Annotated in this window: 10 protein-coding genes; 4 read left to right on the forward strand and 6 right to left on the reverse strand. The window is 59.0% G+C overall.

From position 1 onward, the window contains the following. Nucleotides 1-136: 136 nt before the first annotated feature. On the reverse strand, nucleotides 137-1,285 hold the full coding sequence (locus IM784_RS10305) for an acyltransferase family protein (RefSeq protein WP_199555241.1): 1,149 nt from the start codon (nucleotides 1,283-1,285) through the stop codon (nucleotides 137-139). Between the two features lie 571 nt (nucleotides 1,286-1,856). Between IM784_RS10305 and IM784_RS10310 the strand changes: the two genes are divergently transcribed. Next, complete coding sequence (locus IM784_RS10310) at nucleotides 1,857-2,213, forward strand: TA system antitoxin ParD family protein (protein WP_199555242.1); 357 nt, start codon at nucleotides 1,857-1,859, stop codon at nucleotides 2,211-2,213. Between the two features lie 662 nt (nucleotides 2,214-2,875). On the opposite strand, the gene IM784_RS10315 is transcribed toward IM784_RS10310, so the two are convergent. The 5 genes from IM784_RS10315 to IM784_RS10335 all read right to left on the reverse strand — a co-directional run bounded on the left by IM784_RS10315 (nucleotide 2,876) and on the right by IM784_RS10335 (nucleotide 12,319). Continuing rightward, nucleotides 2,876-3,619 (reverse strand): hypothetical protein, encoded by a 744-nt coding sequence (locus IM784_RS10315; protein WP_199555243.1) that lies wholly within the window; start codon nucleotides 3,617-3,619, stop codon nucleotides 2,876-2,878. A 219-nt stretch (nucleotides 3,620-3,838) separates the two neighbouring features. Then, nucleotides 3,839-4,948, reverse strand: coding sequence for an AAA family ATPase (locus IM784_RS10320; RefSeq protein WP_199555244.1), 1,110 nt, complete (start codon nucleotides 4,946-4,948; stop codon nucleotides 3,839-3,841). After that, on the reverse strand, nucleotides 4,945-6,081 hold the full coding sequence (locus IM784_RS10325) for a DUF262 domain-containing protein (protein WP_199555245.1): 1,137 nt from the start codon (nucleotides 6,079-6,081) through the stop codon (nucleotides 4,945-4,947). Before IM784_RS10325 ends, IM784_RS10320 begins: the two co-directional genes overlap by 4 nt. 179 nt (nucleotides 6,082-6,260) lie before the next feature. Then, nucleotides 6,261-9,209, reverse strand: a complete 2,949-nt coding sequence (locus IM784_RS10330) for an SNF2-related protein (protein ID WP_199555246.1) — start codon at nucleotides 9,207-9,209, stop codon at nucleotides 6,261-6,263. Next, the gene (locus IM784_RS10335; protein WP_199555247.1) at nucleotides 9,206-12,319 is read right to left on the reverse strand and encodes a hypothetical protein; all 3,114 of its coding nucleotides are present in this window, start codon (nucleotides 12,317-12,319) and stop codon (nucleotides 9,206-9,208) included. The genes IM784_RS10330 and IM784_RS10335 overlap by 4 nt, the downstream gene beginning before the upstream one ends. A gap of 92 nt (nucleotides 12,320-12,411) precedes the next feature. Here IM784_RS10335 and IM784_RS10340 point away from each other — a divergent pair, with 92 nt between their 5' ends. Genes IM784_RS10340 through drmB form a run of 3 tightly spaced genes read left to right on the forward strand, consistent with a single transcriptional unit; the run spans nucleotide 12,412 to nucleotide 20,097 of the window. Beyond that, the gene (locus tag IM784_RS10340; protein WP_199555248.1) at nucleotides 12,412-15,090 is read left to right on the forward strand and encodes a UvrD-helicase domain-containing protein; all 2,679 of its coding nucleotides are present in this window, start codon (nucleotides 12,412-12,414) and stop codon (nucleotides 15,088-15,090) included. After that, nucleotides 15,077-18,232 (forward strand): helicase-related protein, encoded by a 3,156-nt coding sequence (locus IM784_RS17635; RefSeq protein ID WP_199555249.1) that lies wholly within the window; start codon nucleotides 15,077-15,079, stop codon nucleotides 18,230-18,232. Before IM784_RS10340 ends, IM784_RS17635 begins: the two co-directional genes overlap by 14 nt. Further along, a complete protein-coding gene (gene drmB / locus IM784_RS10350) occupies nucleotides 18,232-20,097 on the forward strand; it encodes a DUF1998 domain-containing protein (protein ID WP_199555250.1) in 1,866 nt (621 codons plus the stop codon). Before IM784_RS17635 ends, drmB begins: the two co-directional genes overlap by 1 nt.

Raw genomic sequence — 20,097 nt, forward strand, 5'->3', positions numbered from 1 at the left:
CCTTCGGTGGGTCAGGCAGGCGAAATCAACGCCGTCGCCGTCCTCACCGGGGGGCAAAGCCCCGCTTTCGGCCGCCGCCAACGCCGATTTCGCCTGCCTGACCCATCAAAACGCCTTCCATTTAGGGGTTCACGTCCTAGGCAAACGCTTCCCGCCAGCGCTTCGCCAGCCTCGCTCCCAGCTGCTGCCCCGGCTTCTCGGCGATCCGCCAGGTGCATTCCGCCGCCACCCACACCAGTCCCAGCACCACCAGGGTCTGCAGGTCCATGTGCCAGGGGTTGGTCGGATCCAGCCGGAAGATATCCCGTCTGTCCAGCCACCCCAGCACGCCATGATACCGCGCCATCACGAACTGGTGCACAAGATAGATGGAATAGGACAGCACCCCGGCCCGCAGCCAGAAGCGCCCGTGCAGCCGGCGTGCCACCACGCCGCCCTCGGCGGCGAACACCAGTACGGCGATCGTGAACACCACCGGCGCCAGGAACGACGCGGCATTGTCATAGGAAAGCGCCACGAACACGCCCACCCCCAGGATCGCCGCCACCTCCAGCACGCTCAGCAGAGTCGGCCCCAGCCGCCGCACATGCGGCTCCACCGCCGGGTACAGCAACGCCAGCAAGCCGCCCAGGCCAAAACCGAAGAAGCAGCGCAGCAAGCCGTGATCCGGCACGATATGCATGGTCGCGTGATAGCCGACACAGACGGCCGCCCCCAGCAACGCCATGCCGGCCATCCCCAGCTTCAGCGCCCGTCCCGTCACCAGCGCCACCAGCCCAAAGGCGACATAGGTCCACCATTCCGCCGAGATCGACCAGCTCGGCATGTTCCACTTGCTCTGCGAGTCCATGCCAAAGCTGTTGGTCATCGTCGCCGCGCGGATCAGCCCTTCCAGCGTCTTTCCCGTTTCTGCGCCCATCGGTGTACCCGGCGGCTGACCGCGCAACCCCCACAGCTCCACGGCAAGATACAGCGACAGGATGAACCAGTGCAGCGGCACGAGCCGGAAGAAGCGACGGATCAGGAATTCGCCCAGCCGCACCCCGTCGGTGATCCGGGAACCATAGTTCCAGGCAATCACGAAGCCCGACAGCACGAAGAAGAAATCCACGAACAGATAGCCGCCGCGCACAAAGGCCATATGCCCCACATGGCTCGCCACCGGGTAGTGATAGAGCACGACGATCAGCGCACAGACCCCACGCAGGCTGTCCAGCGCCTCGAACCGGCGTCCGGCACGCGCCGGCACGCCAACAGTCGCTGCGCCAGGTGGAAGAATGTTCATGTGCGCCAATCTCTTCAGCCGAAGGTGCCGCTGCTTAGAGCAGCCCGGCCCACCCGCGCAAATGCCAAGACGCCGCGCAAGCCGTCAGCAAGGAAGAATCAGCCCCATCCGGCAACGATCGCCCAAGCCAATACAGGGCCAGCGGGCCCCGCCCGCCAACAAAACCCGGCGCAACGCGCCGCAAGACCGACCGGCCGCCGCGCCCCATCGGCGCGAAACGCGGGCGCAGCCCGTAAAAGGAATTGGTGCCAGAAGAGGAACCTGAAACGACTAATATATATCTGATATAAATAGACAAAGTGATCGATGATTTTTTGATACCAACGCCCAAGGCAACAATGTTCCGTGGGAATTTTTTGGTCCCAGTTGACGTTTTTGGGACGGAGCGTTGCGAGTCAGACGACGTCCGACTCCACCGATAATCCCCGGATATCGTACCTTGGGACTTCTGACTTTAGCGACCAATTCTACTCGAAAAGCGCCGCCGTCACGAGGAAGCAGAAATTCTGGAATTTCGTAGCGCTTGAAGCGCGGGTGACAAAATGCTTACCTCGCAATGCACAGGTGACACATGGTCCAATCCGTCAAGCTCGCCGACGACATTATGACGGTCGTGCGGCGGGAAGCCGAACTGCAGAGCCGCTCGGTTGCGGAACAGGTCGCCCATTGGATACGGATCGGCCGCGCTATCGAGAAATCCGGAAATTTCGATCATGCCCGGATCACGGCGGCCCTTTCCGGGCAAAGCGAGACCAACGAACTCACCACCGAGGACAAGGAACTCTGGCTTCACCGCTTCGTCGGCAGGATGGGGCAGCCCGGTCCTGATGAGGAAGCCTGTTTTGCCCGCCGACGACAGCTTGGTGTCGGTGTCGGTCTCGATGCCGCCGGCAACCTTGTGAGCGAGAAGACTGCTGGCAAGGCGTGAGCCCGACAATGATTATCTCTGCCGGGGCGAACGGCGCCTGCAAGTCCATGCTCTATGCAACTCGCCTCGCTCCCGCCTTCGCAAGACCCTTCATCAACGCTGATACAATTTGGCGAGACGGACTGTGCGATCCGTGGCCAGAGGCGCCATGGGAGCTGAGCGCATCGTAACCTGGCAGTAAGCGTGGTCTGACGACCGCGGCCACGCTCCACCGTCCACCGACGACGGCCCGCCACAACCTCGATCCGAGCACTCATATGACTGCTCGTATGACCACTCGCCCGCTCACCACCGATATCAATGCCCATCGCCGCTCCCATCAGAAGCAGCCATCAATCCGCCACCATGCGCTAGTGCAAGGCGGCCTTCACACCACGGTTACACCTGGCAACCTGCTGAGCGTTTTGCTACGATAGGCCGGGATCTTGTCACACAGACGGACTTCGCATCCGCCCAGCTTTAATTATTCGACGATGCTCGGGCCAAGGGTTTCACCGCCATTGTGATGAATGTCGGGGTCAATACACCCGAGCTCTCCGTGAAGCGTGCTGGCGCGAAGGTTGAAGAAGGCAGGCATACATTGCCGAAGGACAAAATACGTGCCCGCTATGGCCACAGCGCACCGTTCATTCGCGAGGCTGTTCTCCGGGCCATTCACATCGTCAACCCTTGGTAATCTTCGGTCCCAGGTAAAGGATCGGCAATCTGCGGTGCTCCGGAGCCAGCGGCCATTCGAAGTGGATGCGGAAGAAGCGATGACTGATCTTCCCGTGCCAAGGCGCGAAAATCTCGCGTCCATCCCGTCCAACGAAGGTCATTTCGCGCCTGAACTTATTCTCGTTGCTTGTTGACTCACCGGTGAAATAGGCACGCTCGCCCTTGAAGTGGGCTTCGATCACCTCTTTGGAGACCGGCCCTTCGGCACCATCGTCCCGACGCCCGGCCATGTAAGTGTTTAGCAGTCCCATAAGCGTAAGGGCTTTGTCGCGGACAGAAGCCTCGAAAGGTTCCCGCGCCAGCGTGGCATTGGCGTGTAGGTCAGCTATGTCTAGGTGCGGAAAGCGCGTGCGCGCCACCTCGACAAGCACCGGCCAGGAGTTAACCGGCGGACCACTCGAAATAGCATGCTGAATGAGTGCTTCCGGCCTCCAGTGATTCCGCACCGGATAGCGCCCATACCGCTCCTCTCGCAGTCCGTGATCCACTTCCAGTGGGTCTACGGCAAAGTCGATTTCGCCGCCTTCAAAGCTGTAGGAGGCGCAATCCTCGCTGGCCTTTGTCCGCCGGGCGGCCTCTCCTAATCCAGTGGCGGTTACCTCCAAATCAGCGAACTCGAAATAGTCATCCTCTTCGTGCAGTTTGTCGTCGTCCACGAACGGCCCAGCTCTATCGAGCCAGTTGAACATCGCAGAACGTAGGTCTCGGTCAGCGCACCTCTGCAGAAGCTGCCGTACCGAAAAAGCCGGACCTGCCAGCGCGTCAGGAAAGGATCGCGTTGAACGCAAGTTCTGCTTGATCGCCGGCACGCGTGCCCTCGCGCTCAGAAGTTCTCGAAGCGCGGCCTCGAAGCTGGCTGAATCGGCGAACTGAGCCTGCAACGACGCGTCATTGAGATACCAACGCACTCAATCCCACCCCGCCAAGCGAGACACGTCCTTGTCGCCCTGATCGAAGAACCCGTCAGGCCATTCGTCAATTCGACCCTCGCTATCAATTCGCGGCGACGTCACACCGTGCCCGCGAGCAGAGGCGCCGGCGAAGAACAGGAGACTGAGGTCTTCGGCTCTGATGACCCCGTCCTTGACCGCGAGCCGAGCGCCGTTCAGCACATGGTCGCTATGGGTTTCAACGAGCAGTTGCACACCGGCTGCGGCGAACGTCGCAAGCATCCTGCCCATCCGCGACTGCGCCTGGGGGTGCAGGTGGGCTTCGGGACTGTCAATGACGAGAATGTCCCCCGGCTGGGCCGCGAGCAGCGCGACGAGAATGGGGAATGCATAGGTGAGTCCGTAGCCGACATTCGCTGGTCGGCGCCATTCGCCCGTTTCCGAGAGGCGGAACTGCAAAGCGAGCATAGACGCTACAGTCACCGCCTGCACGTTAGCGTTAGCGCCCGGCGCAAGGCGATCAAGCCAGGCGTCAACCTGTCTTCGGAATGTTGTCCCGCGCTCCACATCGAAGCATCGTTCGGGCGGCACGTCAGTATCGGCCAACTCGTGATACCAGTGACTGGCGAAGCGCCCGTCGACGCCGACGTCTGCGACCTGTCCCGCGCTGCGGTCAGGGAGAGGAAATGCGTCCGAAGGTCCGCTGCGGACTGCACTGAGGTGCACCAGCCTATCCAGGCGGTACACCAGCGAACCGGGCACCGCCGCGTCCGCAAAGGATCTGGCCTGGAGCACGCGATCACCCGCTCTCGCGAAGACCTCGAGAGCAAGCATCTCGTCACCGGCGCCGATCGCGAACCGCGTCGGACCTGTGTGACCAGCGCGTATGACGTCGCCCGCGGAGCCCAGGCGTACAATATCCCCGTTTAGCGGAAGCTCGCCATTCAAGCTGACTCCGCCCCAAATGCGGAGGCGAGCAGCTTGGGCGAGTAGCAGAAGTGGCTGCAAAGCCGTGGACTTGCCCGCTCCGTTGAAGCCAGTGAACAGGGTGAGAGGTGCCAGAGGTACCCGAAGTTGTTCGAAGCACTTGTATCCTTCGAGCTCGAGAAGGTCGATCGGAGGCGTCATGCCGCAAAAACCTCCAGCGCCTTCTCCAGCATGAAGAAACGCATCTTCACTGCTTGCGTGCTATTGGTGGAATACGTGATGGATCTGGCAAAGTCATCGTTTCGAACCAGCTCTTCGATGATTTCTGTGATCTCCCTATGCGAATACTCTTCTACGTCCGCCGCAAAGCGGGCAAGGATAACCGCACTTACCTCGAACAGAGAGATGTTGATCACGCTGCGAGATGCGTTTTCATACTCCGACGCCAACGACTTACGGAACGCATGTTGACCGAACAGTTGAAAGCTCAGTGTCATCGCCGCATCGAAATTAGTACGAAGCTCGGCGCGCGCCTCGTCACTTAGTTCAGCCAGACGCTTCAGACCTTGCGCGAGGAAACTGTCCATATCGCCGGTCTTGTAACTCTCCCAGCCCAGCAGTGAGAAGGCGCAGAAGCGGTTGATCGCCTCCCTGTCGCGCATCGCTTTGCTATCAAGAGACCCTGCCGTCGCCGTTTTGAAAGGCTTGCCTTCTGAGGCATGCTTAAGCCATTGCGTGGCCGGGCCATTGTACAGCGCGTTACGCATCTGCTGTCGCGTTAGCTGCGCGCCACTGTTGACCCGCTCGAAGATGTCGAGCCGTGCCCGTTCAGGCGCCTTCGCATCGAGAATATACATGGTCAGTTGAGTATCGGAAACGCGCTCCTGGAGATTCAGGGGCAGCATGTCGAACGTTTTGCCCTCAAGTTCATGAGAGCCCGCCCTCTCCCCACTAACCAACCCGGTCAGTCTCAGTTCATTGCCGAGAAACCGTGCGAACGTCGTCAACCGCTGAAGCCCATCAACGACTATGATCCGCCCATCGGGCGCCTCTGCGACGTAAAAGACAGGCAACGGGATGCGCATGACGCAGCTCTCAATGAGCTTCGACTGTTTCTGGTTGGGCCAGACGAAATCGCGTTGAAAGTCGGGATCGAGAATATACCGATTCTTCTGAATGCGAGCGACGACCTCCCCAACGGTCCGTTGCTCGGTTCGGACGAAGACGGCATCAAGCGGGTAGTCGCCCCAGCCATCTCCAGTCTCGGGGTCGATGCCTTCGATTTCCTCCGTCTGGCCGGGAGCGTCCTGAGCCCATTCAGGCGTAATCGACATCAATGTGGTTCCATTCATCCCTTTTGGCGCTCATCTGCCGGCGTGCGCGGTGCGTCAGACGTCTTTCGTCTAACCGCTCATCCCACAGATGCCAGGCCCTTGATGGATCTCGTAACGTCATTGCATCAGACCAACAAGGTGACGAACCAAAAGACGACAGCCGGGAGCAGGTCGGAGCCCTAATAGTCATCGGCAAAAGGCGCCGGCCTGATGATCATCGCACCGACGTTTCGGGGCTGCATTTCAGACAGCCGGGAGAGCATTTCGTCGAGCCATTTCTGCCGCATGGCACCTATGGTTCTTGCCATCTTCAACCTGCGCTCTGCGGCGGCAATCTGCCCCTCTCGAGCCCATTCCTGAACCGCAGACCCCTCTGCACGCCACTTTTCAACCATCATCATTCTCGCAGAAATGAGGTCCTCATTTTCGCAATCTACTACCTCATGGCGTTGCTCGAACTGCTCGGACGCGTCGGACAGCCAGGTAGGATTTTCAGATCTAAAGGCCGTTCCGATGCTGGCGAATGCAGAGCGGCACCCACGCTGCGCTGTTTCCAGTGATAGCCTGGGTGAGTTTGCGCGTACGCGTGCACATCGACTGTCTTTGTCTTCTGTCACGGGCATGAACGCCAGGCGGGCGATTTCATGGGGCAATGGTATCCATTTCGCCCCATCGAGCTCGAGAGCCGAAAAATAGCTTTGGGAACAAACAATCGTTCGCAGCCATCGCTGGTCTGCAAGCCACCAGTCAAAAGCCTGGTCGACGTCGGCTGAAAGTGTAGCCTGCTGGGCCTCTGTAGGAGCGTCACTCACCAGATTCAGGAGCGTTTCCCGGTCAAACTCCGGCATTGCCAGTTCGCCAGGGTCTACATAGGCAATAGCCAGGGCCAGAATTTTACCGGAGCAGGTTTCGAGGAGCGGATGCCTGGGATCGAATGCGACCTGGGCCACCTGCGGCTGATCAGCTTTGCAGATTTCCCCTGCAAGCGAAATGAACCCTGCCACCAGCGAGTCATGAACCTCATCACCATGGTCCAGAAACCGAAGGGGGCGACCGCCTACTTCTCCGTCGTCAGTCCGGACCGTCATAAGCGGTGGCTGTCGCAAATGTTGCCGTGAAAGGATGTAAGGAATATGCCCTTCCATCCAATTCCTGCCGTCAACTCCGGCAAGCTGAAATGGATGAAAGTGATCCTTTTTTGATTTGTACCACAGCGTGGCAAACTTGATCTTCTGATCAACCCTGTCGGAACGGAACCTGACATCAAGAATTTCCGACTTACCTATGAAGTCGAGCCACCTGCGCAGCGCGCGCTCTGAGGCAGACGTCAATGTGTCCTGGTCTCTGCGCATTATCAGGGAGGGGCCAGGAATTGCGCGGGACTGGAGGGCTTCATACTGGGACTGTGCGGCGGACGGAGTAAACGGCGACAGGTAGCTCAGGCAGCTTTGCCCACCTTTATCGGCCCAGTTCAAAGCCATTGTCGCGAGGCGCGACAATGCGCCTTTGTCGTACGAGAATACGAGCGACTTCAGTTCGTGATCAATGCGCTCTGAATCTTCGGGCCTTAGTGGTGGTACCGGGCATTCAAACACTTTCAAAGCTTCAAGCCCGGAAATTGCCCTCTCTTCGCTCGTTTCCCTTTGCGTGATAGACCAGATTCTAACCTGGCCGGCGCTATAGCCCCGATCTCCCTGCCACAGACCATTTGGTCGAAGCCGATCGAGGCGCCCGATGAGCTGGTCAACCGCCATGGAGTTCCATGGCGTGGTGTAGAAGACAATATTGCGGGCGAAATAGTGAAGGTTGAGCCCGGCCTGCACCCAATCGCCAAGCAGCAGCAGCTTTGATTCTCCCGTCGTGAATGGCGACAACTGATCGGCCATGGCACGAACGTCTGCTTCCTCATTTTCGGATTTTTCACCCTCACGGCGCAGTTCTGCAATCCCGACAGGCTCCCCGTCGAACTCGAAATAGCGCGCGAGCCGCGACTTCAGAAAATCGATTGTAGGATTGTCGCCGGCAACGATTATCACCTGTTCTGCCGGATCCTTCGCCCATAGACCGGTCAGAACATCGAGGAGGGCATCCAGGCGGGAATCGCCTGGTGTTTCTGCAGAATACTCGACTGCCTTCATAAGCAGGCCCGTGGAATCGCTCTGTCCTGAGGCAAATCTCCTGACCGAAGGCGTTCCCCGATGCAGAAGCTGAGCAGCACTCCAGGTGTCAGTTCGGGATTCTTTCTGTGCTACGGTTTCGAGCCACTTCATACCTGTCTCGATGCGCCGGCGTTCACTACACAGTGGCTCAATGCTCAGTTGTTCGTATTGGCGCTTTGGAAGATACCGCCCCCAGTCGCTGCGCGTCGCACGCATGACCCGCCGCTCTGTGCTGAACCCGCGGTATATCGACTCCGGGCGCATCCTGGCCGCCCTGCCTTGTCCGGCAGCAGCATTTCTCTCCACGTCATCCAGAAAGAGGTTCAGGTCCCGCAAATTTGCGTAAGCAATGGCCGCCCGATCCGGCTCCAGCATTGCCATCAGACTGGCGCGCCTGGCAGGGTCGCTGAGTCCTGGGGTAGCAGACAGGATCAGGAGCTGTCTGAAATCCGGCGCAGTTCGTTCGACCATCTCCAATACATCGTTGGGAATGAGCTGGGGCTCATCAACCATCAACAGATTGTACTTCTCAGGTTGCAGGCGGAATGCGCCCGACCTCAAACTTTCAGGTCTGACCAGCCGAACCCATGGATCGGTAGTTTCAGCCACATCATCGCCTTCAACTGATACCCGGCAATGACCCCGGGTCCAGCACTCCTTCCGCCATTGATCGATCAGACGATTGGGCATGAGGATAACAGCTTTATGGTTCGGATTTTGCCAGCGAAGCGCATTGAGGATCATCAATGCCTGAACCGTCTTTCCAAGCCCCACTTCATCGGCAATGAGGTGGCGAATACGGGTATCTGCCAACACCCGTTTCACAGCTGCAATCTGATGTGGGTAAGGTTCCGCTGCGACACCCAGCGCCCCTCCTATCGCCAGATCAGCGGCCTCTACGCGTCGTCGCTGCGCCTGTGCCCCGCAAGCGAACGCCAGATAGGCATCGACATCAAAGGTGGCACTCACGTATTGCTGTCCATATTTCGCGCGGCACGATAGCGAAGCGCAACATAGCGAGCAGCTCGCGCAGTTTGCCTGTCGGCCAGCAGGCGTTGGATATGATCCTTCCAGTCGGGGCGGGAAGCTACGCTTCGGGGATCAATCCAGATGTTTACGGCCGTAGCCAGAGCGTCCGGACCGAGCCAGTATGGTTGCCTCACGATGAGATCGACATGGTTGTCGATAAGCACTGAAACGACATCACTTTCCGCCAGTCGACTATAGTCCGCGGTAATGAGCGCGTGAGCGCGCTTGCCCGGCAAAATGAGTGCTTCGATTCTCTGTGCACGAAAAGAAACAGTGCGCTGCAAGTCACGGGCCTGTCGAATTGCACTCATCCACAACTCTGCATCATTGTTTGCATCCGGATCTTCAATTGAAGGTTGACCTTCTGAAACAAGCAGCATGGCAAATTTTTCGTAAGCATCAATCACCGCCAGATCCAGCTCACTCGCAAGCGCCTCCCATTGCTCGACAGTCGTCGGATCGGGCAGGTCGGGATCCGCTTTCGTATCTTGCAGGATCGGCAATTCCCAAAGATCAGGTCTGGCTTCTTCCAATGCCTCTGCAACAAACTGTTCCAGCCTCGGTTGTTCGGAAACGGGAATCTCGGGAAGCATTCCCCCCGCAGCAAGGCTCCGAGCCATCGCAACGCGCGTCAACGTCATCCATCGGTTTGGAATAATTATGGATCCCGATGCCTCAATGGCGCTCCAGCGTTCTCCGCAAATTTGAGAAACCGCAAGTTGCTCGATCCGGCCGGCAACTTGCCGGCGTCCATATTCGGCAATCACATGTTCGGATTTTGCTGAAGACCAGCCAAGCCAGGCTTCGACGCATGGGACAATGCCGAGTGCGCTCCCGCGCGAACCCGGCTCGCGTAGCAATCGTTCGGGGACATTTATCGGGAACGTGCCCAACTGCATCGTCGCGGGCGCCGTGCACAATGCCTCGCCAAAAAGTGGAGCCCCGTCCAGAAGCGGGGTTTGGAGCAAAGGAGAGGCATCATCGCGCCAGATGTCATCAGTCGTGTCGAAGGGATCAAAACCCTTTGAAGTTGCAAGCGGCAAATCCTGCGCTTCAGTCAGGGCGCGCCATTCGCCATCGATGCGTTCCCATTCGCAGTGCCGGAGTTCCCAGGCGAGCGGCCAGCGTTGATGCCAGGCCTTGCCGACAACTATGCTCAGCTCCGGCTTTGACGATCGGCTCATTCCGGAACGGCGAACCTGTTCCGTAAAAGCCAGCATCAATGGAGAAGACGGCCCGATGGATACCGGCCACCCCGCCACGCGCTGAGACACCCTGGCGACTTCTGTGCCGCTATCACTCGCGACAATTTCAATCTCTGCACTGCCAAGCTGGAGTGCTGACCTGACATGCAGCCCCAGTCGTCCGTCGACCAGGTCATCGGCAGTGGGAGCCGGCGGATTCAAAGATACCGCCAAAACGGCATCGGCCGGATCGGTTCTGACAATTGTGAACCCTGCCCTGATCTGCTCTCCGTCAATTTCAACCTCTATGACGTGAGCGCCCACCGATGCATCGCAGATAGCAAGCAGCGATCCGCCTGGAACAACGGCCGGCGGCAGACTTCGCATCGTGAAGGTGGCGGGTTTTCGGCTGTTTCCTCCGCTGAGCTTCACCAGAACAGGGCGCCCCTCCGCGAACACAGGTCCGAGAAGATCATGCCCAAGGAGAACGGGACCCGCAAACTCGATCGATGCCGAACGTGCCTGACCAAGCCCGTTGGCCTCAAGCCATGATGCAACTTCGGGAGTGGATTGCTCAAACTCGAAACACCTTAGTCCGCCGACGAGCCCTTTTGGGATTGCCGACACTGGCGGCACCAGACTTCCGGCAAGCAAAATACGAAATGCACCACGAGGGATCGTCCTCAGCGCAGTTTGAGTGAATTGCTCCGAATGGCCGGTCCTGGCCAAAACTATGGGGATCGAAAGACTGGGCGCGATCTGCAAAGCGGTTTGTACCAGCTCGTCGGGCGCATCCGGCAGCAGAGAAATAAACGAAGTTGTAGAATCGGTGACAGCCTTCAGATCAATGTCGCCGAGCGGCGAATTGTAGCCGGAAAGCAGTCGTTCTGCGTCAACCGGATCTGACATGCCCCAGAGCCGAATCTTGCCGCTCGCACTGGCCATTGCGCTTCGGATTGCACGCCTGTCAGTATCTGCAAGATAGGGGAAACGAATGCCGAGCTCCGCTTTCCCGTCGCCGCGGTCATTCATCACAAGGCGGGCGGTTCCGGGAGCTACAGATCTTCGCGGGGTAGTCAGCACACGGCGACGGTGGAGCTCCGCTGCACTGGAAACGGCCCGCCGGGAGACGGTGTCTGTGACAAGGTCACCAAAAACGCGGCCTAGTGTGTCGTCTGCTACGCGCGCCAGGGGGTCCGTTTGTTCGAGCAGGCGCCACGCCACAGCTGCGGCGAGATCCCCGTTCTCAAGCCACTGAACAAGGCGGGGCGATGATGCCCTCCCGGCGATTGACCGCAACCGGCCAACCAGCACTTCCTCATCCGGCACATCGCTGGTCAATCGGTAAGATTCCCGCAGTGTGCGGGCGAGCGCGCGGTGGATCTCTTTCGGAGCCACCGCATTTACGATGGGCCATGCAATGTGGCGAAACGCACGCGTCCAGGGGGTCTCCGCTGGCTTGCGAATGCCTTGAAGGCGATGAGCCGCGTCAAAAAATTCCGTTATGCGCTCGCGCTCTTGCGAAGCGACCCTTGCACCGAGCGATGCCTCGAACTTCGGCCAGAAATCCGTGCCGGTCCCTCTGTACTCGTATCCGACTTCAGAGGCCGCTGCGATGAGAGCCAGATAGCTGCCGTTGAAGTTATTACCGATCCCCTTGTTCCGAATTTCATGTCCGACGAGCTGGCTGAGCCTGGTAATCTCTGCCGGACCAAGGCCATGCTCAAGCCCGTAAACGGGGCGCCCCCCGCGAGACCGTCTAAGCCCGGCAAGCCGCTCCTCAATGCGCCTGTGAAAAGCCACCAGATTGTGGTCGCCAGATAAGCCATTCCCGCGCGCGACGCTTGCCTCCAAGGCATTGTGCATTCGGCTTTTTCTTCCCCCCGACTGATTGACGTCACCAGCGGGCAAAGCCTAGTCTTGCGCTAAGAGCTACTCAATAGCTGATCGGGGGTGGAGTGCGATTACTGGTTCTGACCGCTGCAGAGGCGGCGTTCGAATCCGGCCTTGCTGCGACCGGTGGCCTTGAACCCTCTTTCCGTGGAATAGCGAGGTTCCTGCGGGCCACAATTGCACTCAAAGGGGGCCTGCGTATCGATGATCTGCTTGATCGAGCGGTTACAGAAGCGGAAATGGTTGGGATCAAACCCGCTGCAGCGAAGGCCCGAGCACTTGCGACTTTGTCGGTCCTGGAGGCTGCGGGAGATCTGGCAGTAATCCGCTCAGCAGAAGCCAGAATGGTTGTTTCACCTCCCGAGCAGACCATCCGTCTCTCAGAATCTTCCGGTTTCACCATCGGCGGGGCGGAGTCTGAATGGATAGTCTCTGAGGATGGTGCCGACGGGTCGATCCTCAGAACCGCGGCTGACATTTCCGGCGCCCGTAACTTCGATGACTATCTGGGACCGCCAGGATACCGCACTGTTTTGCGAAATGCCGGATTACCCGACCATGTCGACCTCGGTCTGGCAGCCAGTCTCCTCGCGGTCGCAGCGCGGACGGCAGGGAATCCTGTAGAAGGCAGTGCAACCACCGTTTGGGGGCGACTTCAGGATGATATAGCATTTGGCGCGATTGCGGACGGCCGGGAAGCGGTATTCGCATTCGCAGAAGATGGTAGCGCAAAGGCAATCATCGGCGACGATATAGCCTGCTGGATGGCTGTCTGTATTCACGGCATCGATCTTATTTCCGGCTGGTCATTGCCGCGGCCGATGCCCCGCCAACTACTCCGCGCGCTTGCCGCGCTCGGGCAACCGGTCGATGATAGGCTACTGCAATGGAAAATCGACGAAGATGCGTGCGAACGCATTTCCGCCTGGGCCGGGATCCCTGCCTGGGAGGACGCCCGACCACGTCCGGATCCCGATCAGGATGCTATCGTCAATGCGACGCCGGAGGCAAGGATCCTCGTTGAGGCTCCACCAGGTTCAGGAAAGACCTGGGTGGCTTGTCGAAGAGTCAGTTCGCTGGTCGAGCAAGGCGTTTCCCCGGCGCGGATCTGGATGGTCAGCTTCACACGTACGGCCGTTGCTGAAATGCGATCGCGTATCGCAGCCTTCCTCAACGACCCATCGCGCGCTCAGGATGTCCGGATTGTCACGATCGATTCGCTTGCGTGGCGTCTGACGAAAGGTTTCACCGAGCCCGACGATACATCGACGGCCGGACATGACGTCGGCATTCAAGAAACGCTTTCCATGCTTCGCAATGGAGATGTGCAGCTTCTCGATTTCATACATGGAATCGAGCATGTCATTGTGGACGAGGCGCAGGATCTGGTCGGCGACAGATGTCGGCTCATCGCCGAGCTGGTGACGATGCTGTCATCAGGCTGTGGCGTTACCGTATTCGGAGATCCGGCGCAGGCAATTTACGGATTCAGTGACGTGCCTGCCAGCCTGCCGCTTGCGAACAGACTTGCCGATGATCCGAGCCTCCGGTTTGTCGTTCGTTCTCTGGGAACAGACCATCGAACCAAGGACCCGGCGCTCAGCGACCTGTTTTCCCGGACGCGCAGCTTTGCAACCCGCACCGACATCGAGCCCGCAGAGCGGTACAAAGCCATCCGGGCAGCAATAGACGAAATGGCCGACCTGTCCCCGACCAATGGAAAGGGCGGCTCAGACACGCTCATTCTTTTTCGTTCACGTGCCGAAATGCTCGTCGCGTCATCAGAGCTCTGGGCTTCACGGAGCGAATTTCGTGTGCGCTTCACGGCGAGGCAGGAGATTGTGCAGCCGTGGGTCGGCGCCCTTCTCGTGTCGTGCCGTTCGAGTAATCTTGAGCGGAAGCATTTCGACAATCTGTGGATGCAGTTGCGGCCCGCTCCCTTATTGCCGCGTGATGAAGCATGGTCGCTGCTTCGCCGTATGGCCGCAGCCGGAAATGCTGCGATTGATCTGCGCAGACTGGCTGCACGACTCTCGACGCAGCCCCCACCAATCGAGGTTCAGCAAACCGATCTGGGCCCGCCGACAGGTCCGCTCCTCACCACGATACATGGTGCGAAAGGGAGAGAGGCAGAAGAAGTTCGCCTGATGCTCAGCCGACATCCGGAGAATGAGCCGAGCGGAGGATGGGACGAAGAGGCTCGGATCCTGTTTGTAGGGGCGACGCGTGCCCGCTCCAGACTTGTTATCGGGTCATCCGGTGCCTTTCTGCGTCGTCAGGAGGGTACCGGGCGCCGCTGGCAAAGGTGGGCACGAGGGGGGCGCAACGACGCCCGCATCGAGATTGGCCTGGATGGCGATGTGGAGTCATCGCCACCTTCAATGTCCGAGGATGGTACCAACGATATCCAAAACCTCCTCTGGCGCCATTCCTGGCGCCCTCTGGCGCTTCGGGCCGAACGGCAGGAAGGAACATATATTCTGAAGGCAGATGAGGGCTCGGACGAAGGTCGGAGCGTTGGTGTGCTGACAACTGCCTTCTCCAGATCATTGCGAAACCTCGCCGGGGAAGCGAACGGGGCTGGCACATACCTGCCAAGGCACATCCGCGGCTTCCATATGGTTTCTGCGCGAACTGTTTCCCTGTTGAACGGCACGGATGAACCGCGGTTCTGGCTTTCTCCGGTGATTGCCGGGCTGCCCGTCGTGTATCTCAATGGCGGCCGTCAGAGTGGAGATTCCTGACATGCCGCAAACCAGATCCGGAGTGTTGAATCGGCTGGCAATCGACCTGATTGGCCCCTCGCGACTGTCAGAGACAATCGCCGACCGGCCTACAGACAGGTATCTGACCGGCATTCTTTTCCCGCCACGTACACCGGTCGGCGCAGAAGAGGATGACGACGCGGATACGGCGGAGCAGGGCGTCTCTGATTCCTCGACCGCGAATGATGCGGTTGCAAGCGCAAGCGCACTCCGCCCGTCAACGGCGGGCGTGTCATTTGCACTGGACTTCGGGTCAAGCGAGATTCCGGCAGTCGATTTCCGGATAAGCTGCGGGATTTATGTGGGCGTCGACCAACAGACCGACGGTGACGGTCGCAGCTCTGGCTCCCAGACATGGCGGCGGATCGATAAACGCGCGCATCTGCAGGAGCATATTCTGAGCGAAGGGTCCCCGGAACCCGTTGACCTGACGCCTTATGGGATACCTGGCCTGTCGCTTCATCTTCGGTCGACACCATGGAAGGGCGGCCTTCTGGTAACTGCCGTTCTCGTCAACGAAAACAGCCTCTCATCAAAACCCGACCGTCGCGAAATCGAGGAGAAATGTTTTTTTCAGGTGTCGATGAAGATCGGCCCGGCGGCGGACTCCGTGTTTCGTCCGCGACCCATCCGGGCGATTGTCGAAGATGCCGACAGCGCGTCGGCGGCACTGATCTATCGTGACGCGGCTGAGTACGCTGTCGGGCATGTTTGTTCTGCCCGCTGGTATGAACGGCATGGCAAAGTCAGAAGCGTAAGCACGACGTGGATTCCGACTGCCGTGGTACAGGCAACCAGTCCCGATGGACATGTGGTATTCCGGCAATTGAGATCCCTTGGGGATGTTCGCCCACTGTCTGCAACCTGGCTGGCCGAGCAGGAGGCGTCGGGCCTGACTGATGGTCTCCGGCATCTTGCCGCCGCCTACGCCCGCTGGATAGACGAGAAAGAAGCGGAACTGCTCTGCCTGCCCCATATCTTCAGGGCACAGGGACGTCTTCATCTCGATCAGTGCAGGATGGCACTTGATCGGATGCACGGCGGAATAAGGCTGCTCGATGACGATATCAACGTGCAGCTGGCTTTTCGCCTCGCCAATCGCGCGATGCAATTGCAGAAAAAATGGAAGGATGGCGAGGAGCTTATCTGGCGACCGTTTCAGCTCGCATTCTGTCTTCTGGCACTAAGGTCTACCTCAGAGCCGGAAGATCCGGATCGCGACACCATGGACCTGATCTGGTTCCCGACAGGCGGTGGCAAAACCGAAGCATATCTTCTGCTCACGGCATTTACGATCATACTTCGGAGGCTGCGCAACGAGCCGTCCGCCTCTGCCGGCGTGACAGTGATGATGCGCTACACCCTGCGGCTGCTTACAGTGCAACAATACGAGCGGGCAGCAGCGCTAATATGCGCGTGTGAGGTAGTCCGCGTGGCGGCAGAGAAACACTGTGATCCAATCGCGGCAGCGAAACTTGTTGCCGGACCACCTATTTCCCTGGGGCTCTGGGTCGGTGAGCCATCGTCCCCCAATCACGTCGTCGATGCAATCGAAGCACTGAAGACAGGCGCTGCCAGCACGCCTGCGCAGGTTCGGGATTGCCCAGGCTGCCACGGTCCGCTGCATTGGGGACGAGCGCCCCACCTTCATCAGATCTGGGCCAGATGCAAAAGCGATGGCTGTGAGATCGCGGCCGCGGGAGATCACCTTCCGATCTGGACCGTCGACGAGGATGTCTACCGCGAGATGCCCTCGCTGTTGATCGGGACCGCTGACAAGTTTGCGCAGATTGTTCGAAACAGTAATACCGGCCGCCTGTTTGGTCTTGGAACGCCAAACCGCAGGCCCGACCTGATCATCCAGGACGAGCTCCATCTCATCTCCGGGCCACTTGGAACGATGGCAGGCATCTACGAAATTGCCATCGACGCCCTTTGCACTTCGGCCGGGAAACGACCCAAGGTGATCGGCTCGACAGCGACTATTCGGCGCGCCGAAGATCAGATCCGCGCGCTTTTTGATCGTGACACTTTCCAGTTTCCACCCCCCGGTCTTGATCACAGGGATTCAGGTTTTGCGGTTGCCGCAGATCCGGACACCGTTCCTGGCAGGTTATATGCCGGCGTCACTACGGCAGGACGATCGGCTAAGTTCACCTTGCAGGCAGTCACGGCCTCACTGTTACAATCCAGCGCAGCTGATGGTCTGTCCAATGATGCGCGCGACAAATACTGGACACTCGTCACATATTTCAATTCGCTTCGCGAACTGGGCGGTGCACTTGTTCTGATGCAGGACGATACCGCAAAATCGGTCGAAGATTATGCAAGACGGAGGGAGAGAGAAGTCCCACGCGCGGTCTCTGCTGTTACCGAACTGACAAGCCGGGTTGAGTCCTCACGCATTCCGGAAATTCTGAAGCAACTGGAGCGCCGGGCAGGCGACCCGGAGGCCATCGATGTTGTGCTCGCCTCCAACATGATCTCCGTCGGGGTCGATGTTTCGCGGCTCGGTGTCATGGTCGTCAACGGGCAGCCTAAGGGGATTGCCGAGTACATACAGTCAACCAGTCGCGTCGGGCGCTCCAAAGTGCCAGGACTCGTCGTTGGGGTATATAATGCCAATAAGGCACGGGATCGCAGTCACTTCGAAACCTTCAGGACATGGCACCAGACACTCTATCGCGAGGTGGAAGCGACGAGCGTAACCCCGTTTGCAGCGCGCGCACGTGACAGGGCTCTCCATGCGCCGCTCGTCGCCATCGCACGGCATCATGTGAAAAGCCTTCTCAATGAGCCGATCGATGCAGCCAGTGCTTCCGAAGCGCTCGATCGCATCGCAAGTTACATTGCAAGGCGGGCAGAGAGTATTGACAGCGAGGAGGCGGCTGCAGTCCAAACCTATCTCGAGCAACGTGTGCGGGAGTGGATCAGTCGCGGTACGCTGCCTTACTACTGGTCTGATTTTAAGGACGGCAGTCTTCTGGTTTCGGCTGAAACGGCCGCCGAACGGACAGCTTCAGGCAAGCGCAAGAGCAAAGCCTGGCCTACGCCGAACTCGTTGAGAAGTGTCGAGGCATCCGTCGACTTCATTTTGCGCAATCGGCTGGGAGACGCCTGATGGCCCGTGATAAGCTCGGGAAGATCCGCCGCAGCCAGGTCGTATCGACCTATGGCCCGGGGGCAATTATCGATTTCCGTGCCGGAGGCCACGGGGGTGCGCCGATCTCTGTGGTTGCCGCAGGCCTGGACGAATGGGACAATCTCTCGCTCACACCCGGCCTCAATAACGACCAGTGTATCGAAGAGCCGCGTCTTCAGAAGCAGTTGAATGTCGCGGGCTTCAGGCTGCCGCCCGTCGGAAGCGAGATCACAGGCAAAAAACCGAACGAAAAGAAGCAGGGGCGACGCCTCTCGGGCATCCGCTTCCCCGCCTGGCTGCAATGCCCCCGTTGCGAGCTCCTGCAGCCAGCGCGTGAGTGGCGAGAAGAGCCCGGCGATCCGGCGCTGTATTGCGGCTCGTGTTCATCGAGGTCAGAATCCGGTCGTCCTGTTCACGTCGTTCCGGTCAGGTTCGTACTTGCCTGCGAATCAGGCCATCTGGACGAATTTCCCTGGCATGCATGGGTCCAGCACAACGCCGGTTGTGGACGTAAAAAGCCGTTGAAGCTTCAGAGCAACGGGGCCGGCCTTAGGGGGCTCATCGTTTCCTGCACCGGATGCGGCGCTTCCAAATCCATGGACGGCGCTTTCTCCTCTGCCTCCATGAAACGTCTGAAGGTTACCTGCTCAGGAAAACGACCCTGGTTACCCGGCCCGCCCGAAACCTGCCAACAGTCGAACCCACCTGTTGTTGTTCAACGGGGCGCATCCAACCTCTATTTTCCGGCCATTGCATCGGCGATCTCAATACCGCCCTGGAATGATGAATTTCAGACGTCACTCGGTCACCATTGGCATGCGCTTGTTTCAGCGACGACGCCCGAGAACGTGAATTTGATCATCGAGCTTGTTGTATATCCGGTCTGGGATGGCGAACCGATGTCGCTCGAACATATGAAAGCGCGGATTTGGGAACGCCTTGAACTGCTTAGGGCGCCCGACCGTCAGGATATTCGCAGCGAGGAATACCGCCAGCTTGCGATGGGCGAAGCAACTCGCGGAGAGGAGGCTGAATTCTCGATCAGGCCGGAAATCGTACCCACCAGTCTTTCCGGTGTACTGGATCGGATCGTGCGTGTTGTGCGACTTCGCGAGGTGCGCGCCTGCTATGGCTTCACGCGGATCTATCCGCCCTCTGGCGAATTTGGCACTGACAGCGGCTGCGCTCCGTTGAGCGCCGCCGCCAAAAAGTGGCTGCCCGCTATCGAGGTCCGCGGTGAAGGCATTTTTCTTACCCTGAACGAGAAGATGCTGCGGGAATGGGAACGGGAGGATGGGCCGGCCGCCGCGCGGGCAGCGATCGTAAACGCGCAGTGGCGGCAAGCATGGAAGGAGCGCATGGGCGACGAGGCCGAACCTCCGTCAGTAATCCAGCCGCGTCTCATGCTCATTCACAGTTTCTCACACGCACTGATGCGTCAGCTCTCACTCGAATGCGGCTATTCGACTTCGTCTCTGCGAGAGAGATTATATGCGGACACGACGCTGCCGGGCATGTGCGGAGTGCTGATCTACACATCGACTGCTGACGCTGACGGAACCCTTGGCGGGCTTGTCAGACAGGGGAAGCCGCAGCGCATGGAACGGCTCGTGATTGATGCCATCCGGTCAATGGAATGGTGCTCTTCGGATCCGTTGTGCGTGAAGGGGTTCAGTTCGCTCTCTGAGGGCAGCAATCTGGCCGCTTGTCATTCCTGTATTCTGGCACCCGAAACTGCCTGCGAGCATTTTAATCGGTTTCTTGATCGTGCGATGCTGGTGGGAACGCCTGATGACCCACAGCTTGGTTTCTTTTCGAGCCTTCTTACACGAGGTGACAGCTGA

The organism is Sandaracinobacteroides hominis (genome assembly GCF_016464365.1).
In the GTDB taxonomy this organism is placed as follows: domain Bacteria; phylum Pseudomonadota; class Alphaproteobacteria; order Sphingomonadales; family Sphingomonadaceae; genus Sandaracinobacteroides; species Sandaracinobacteroides hominis.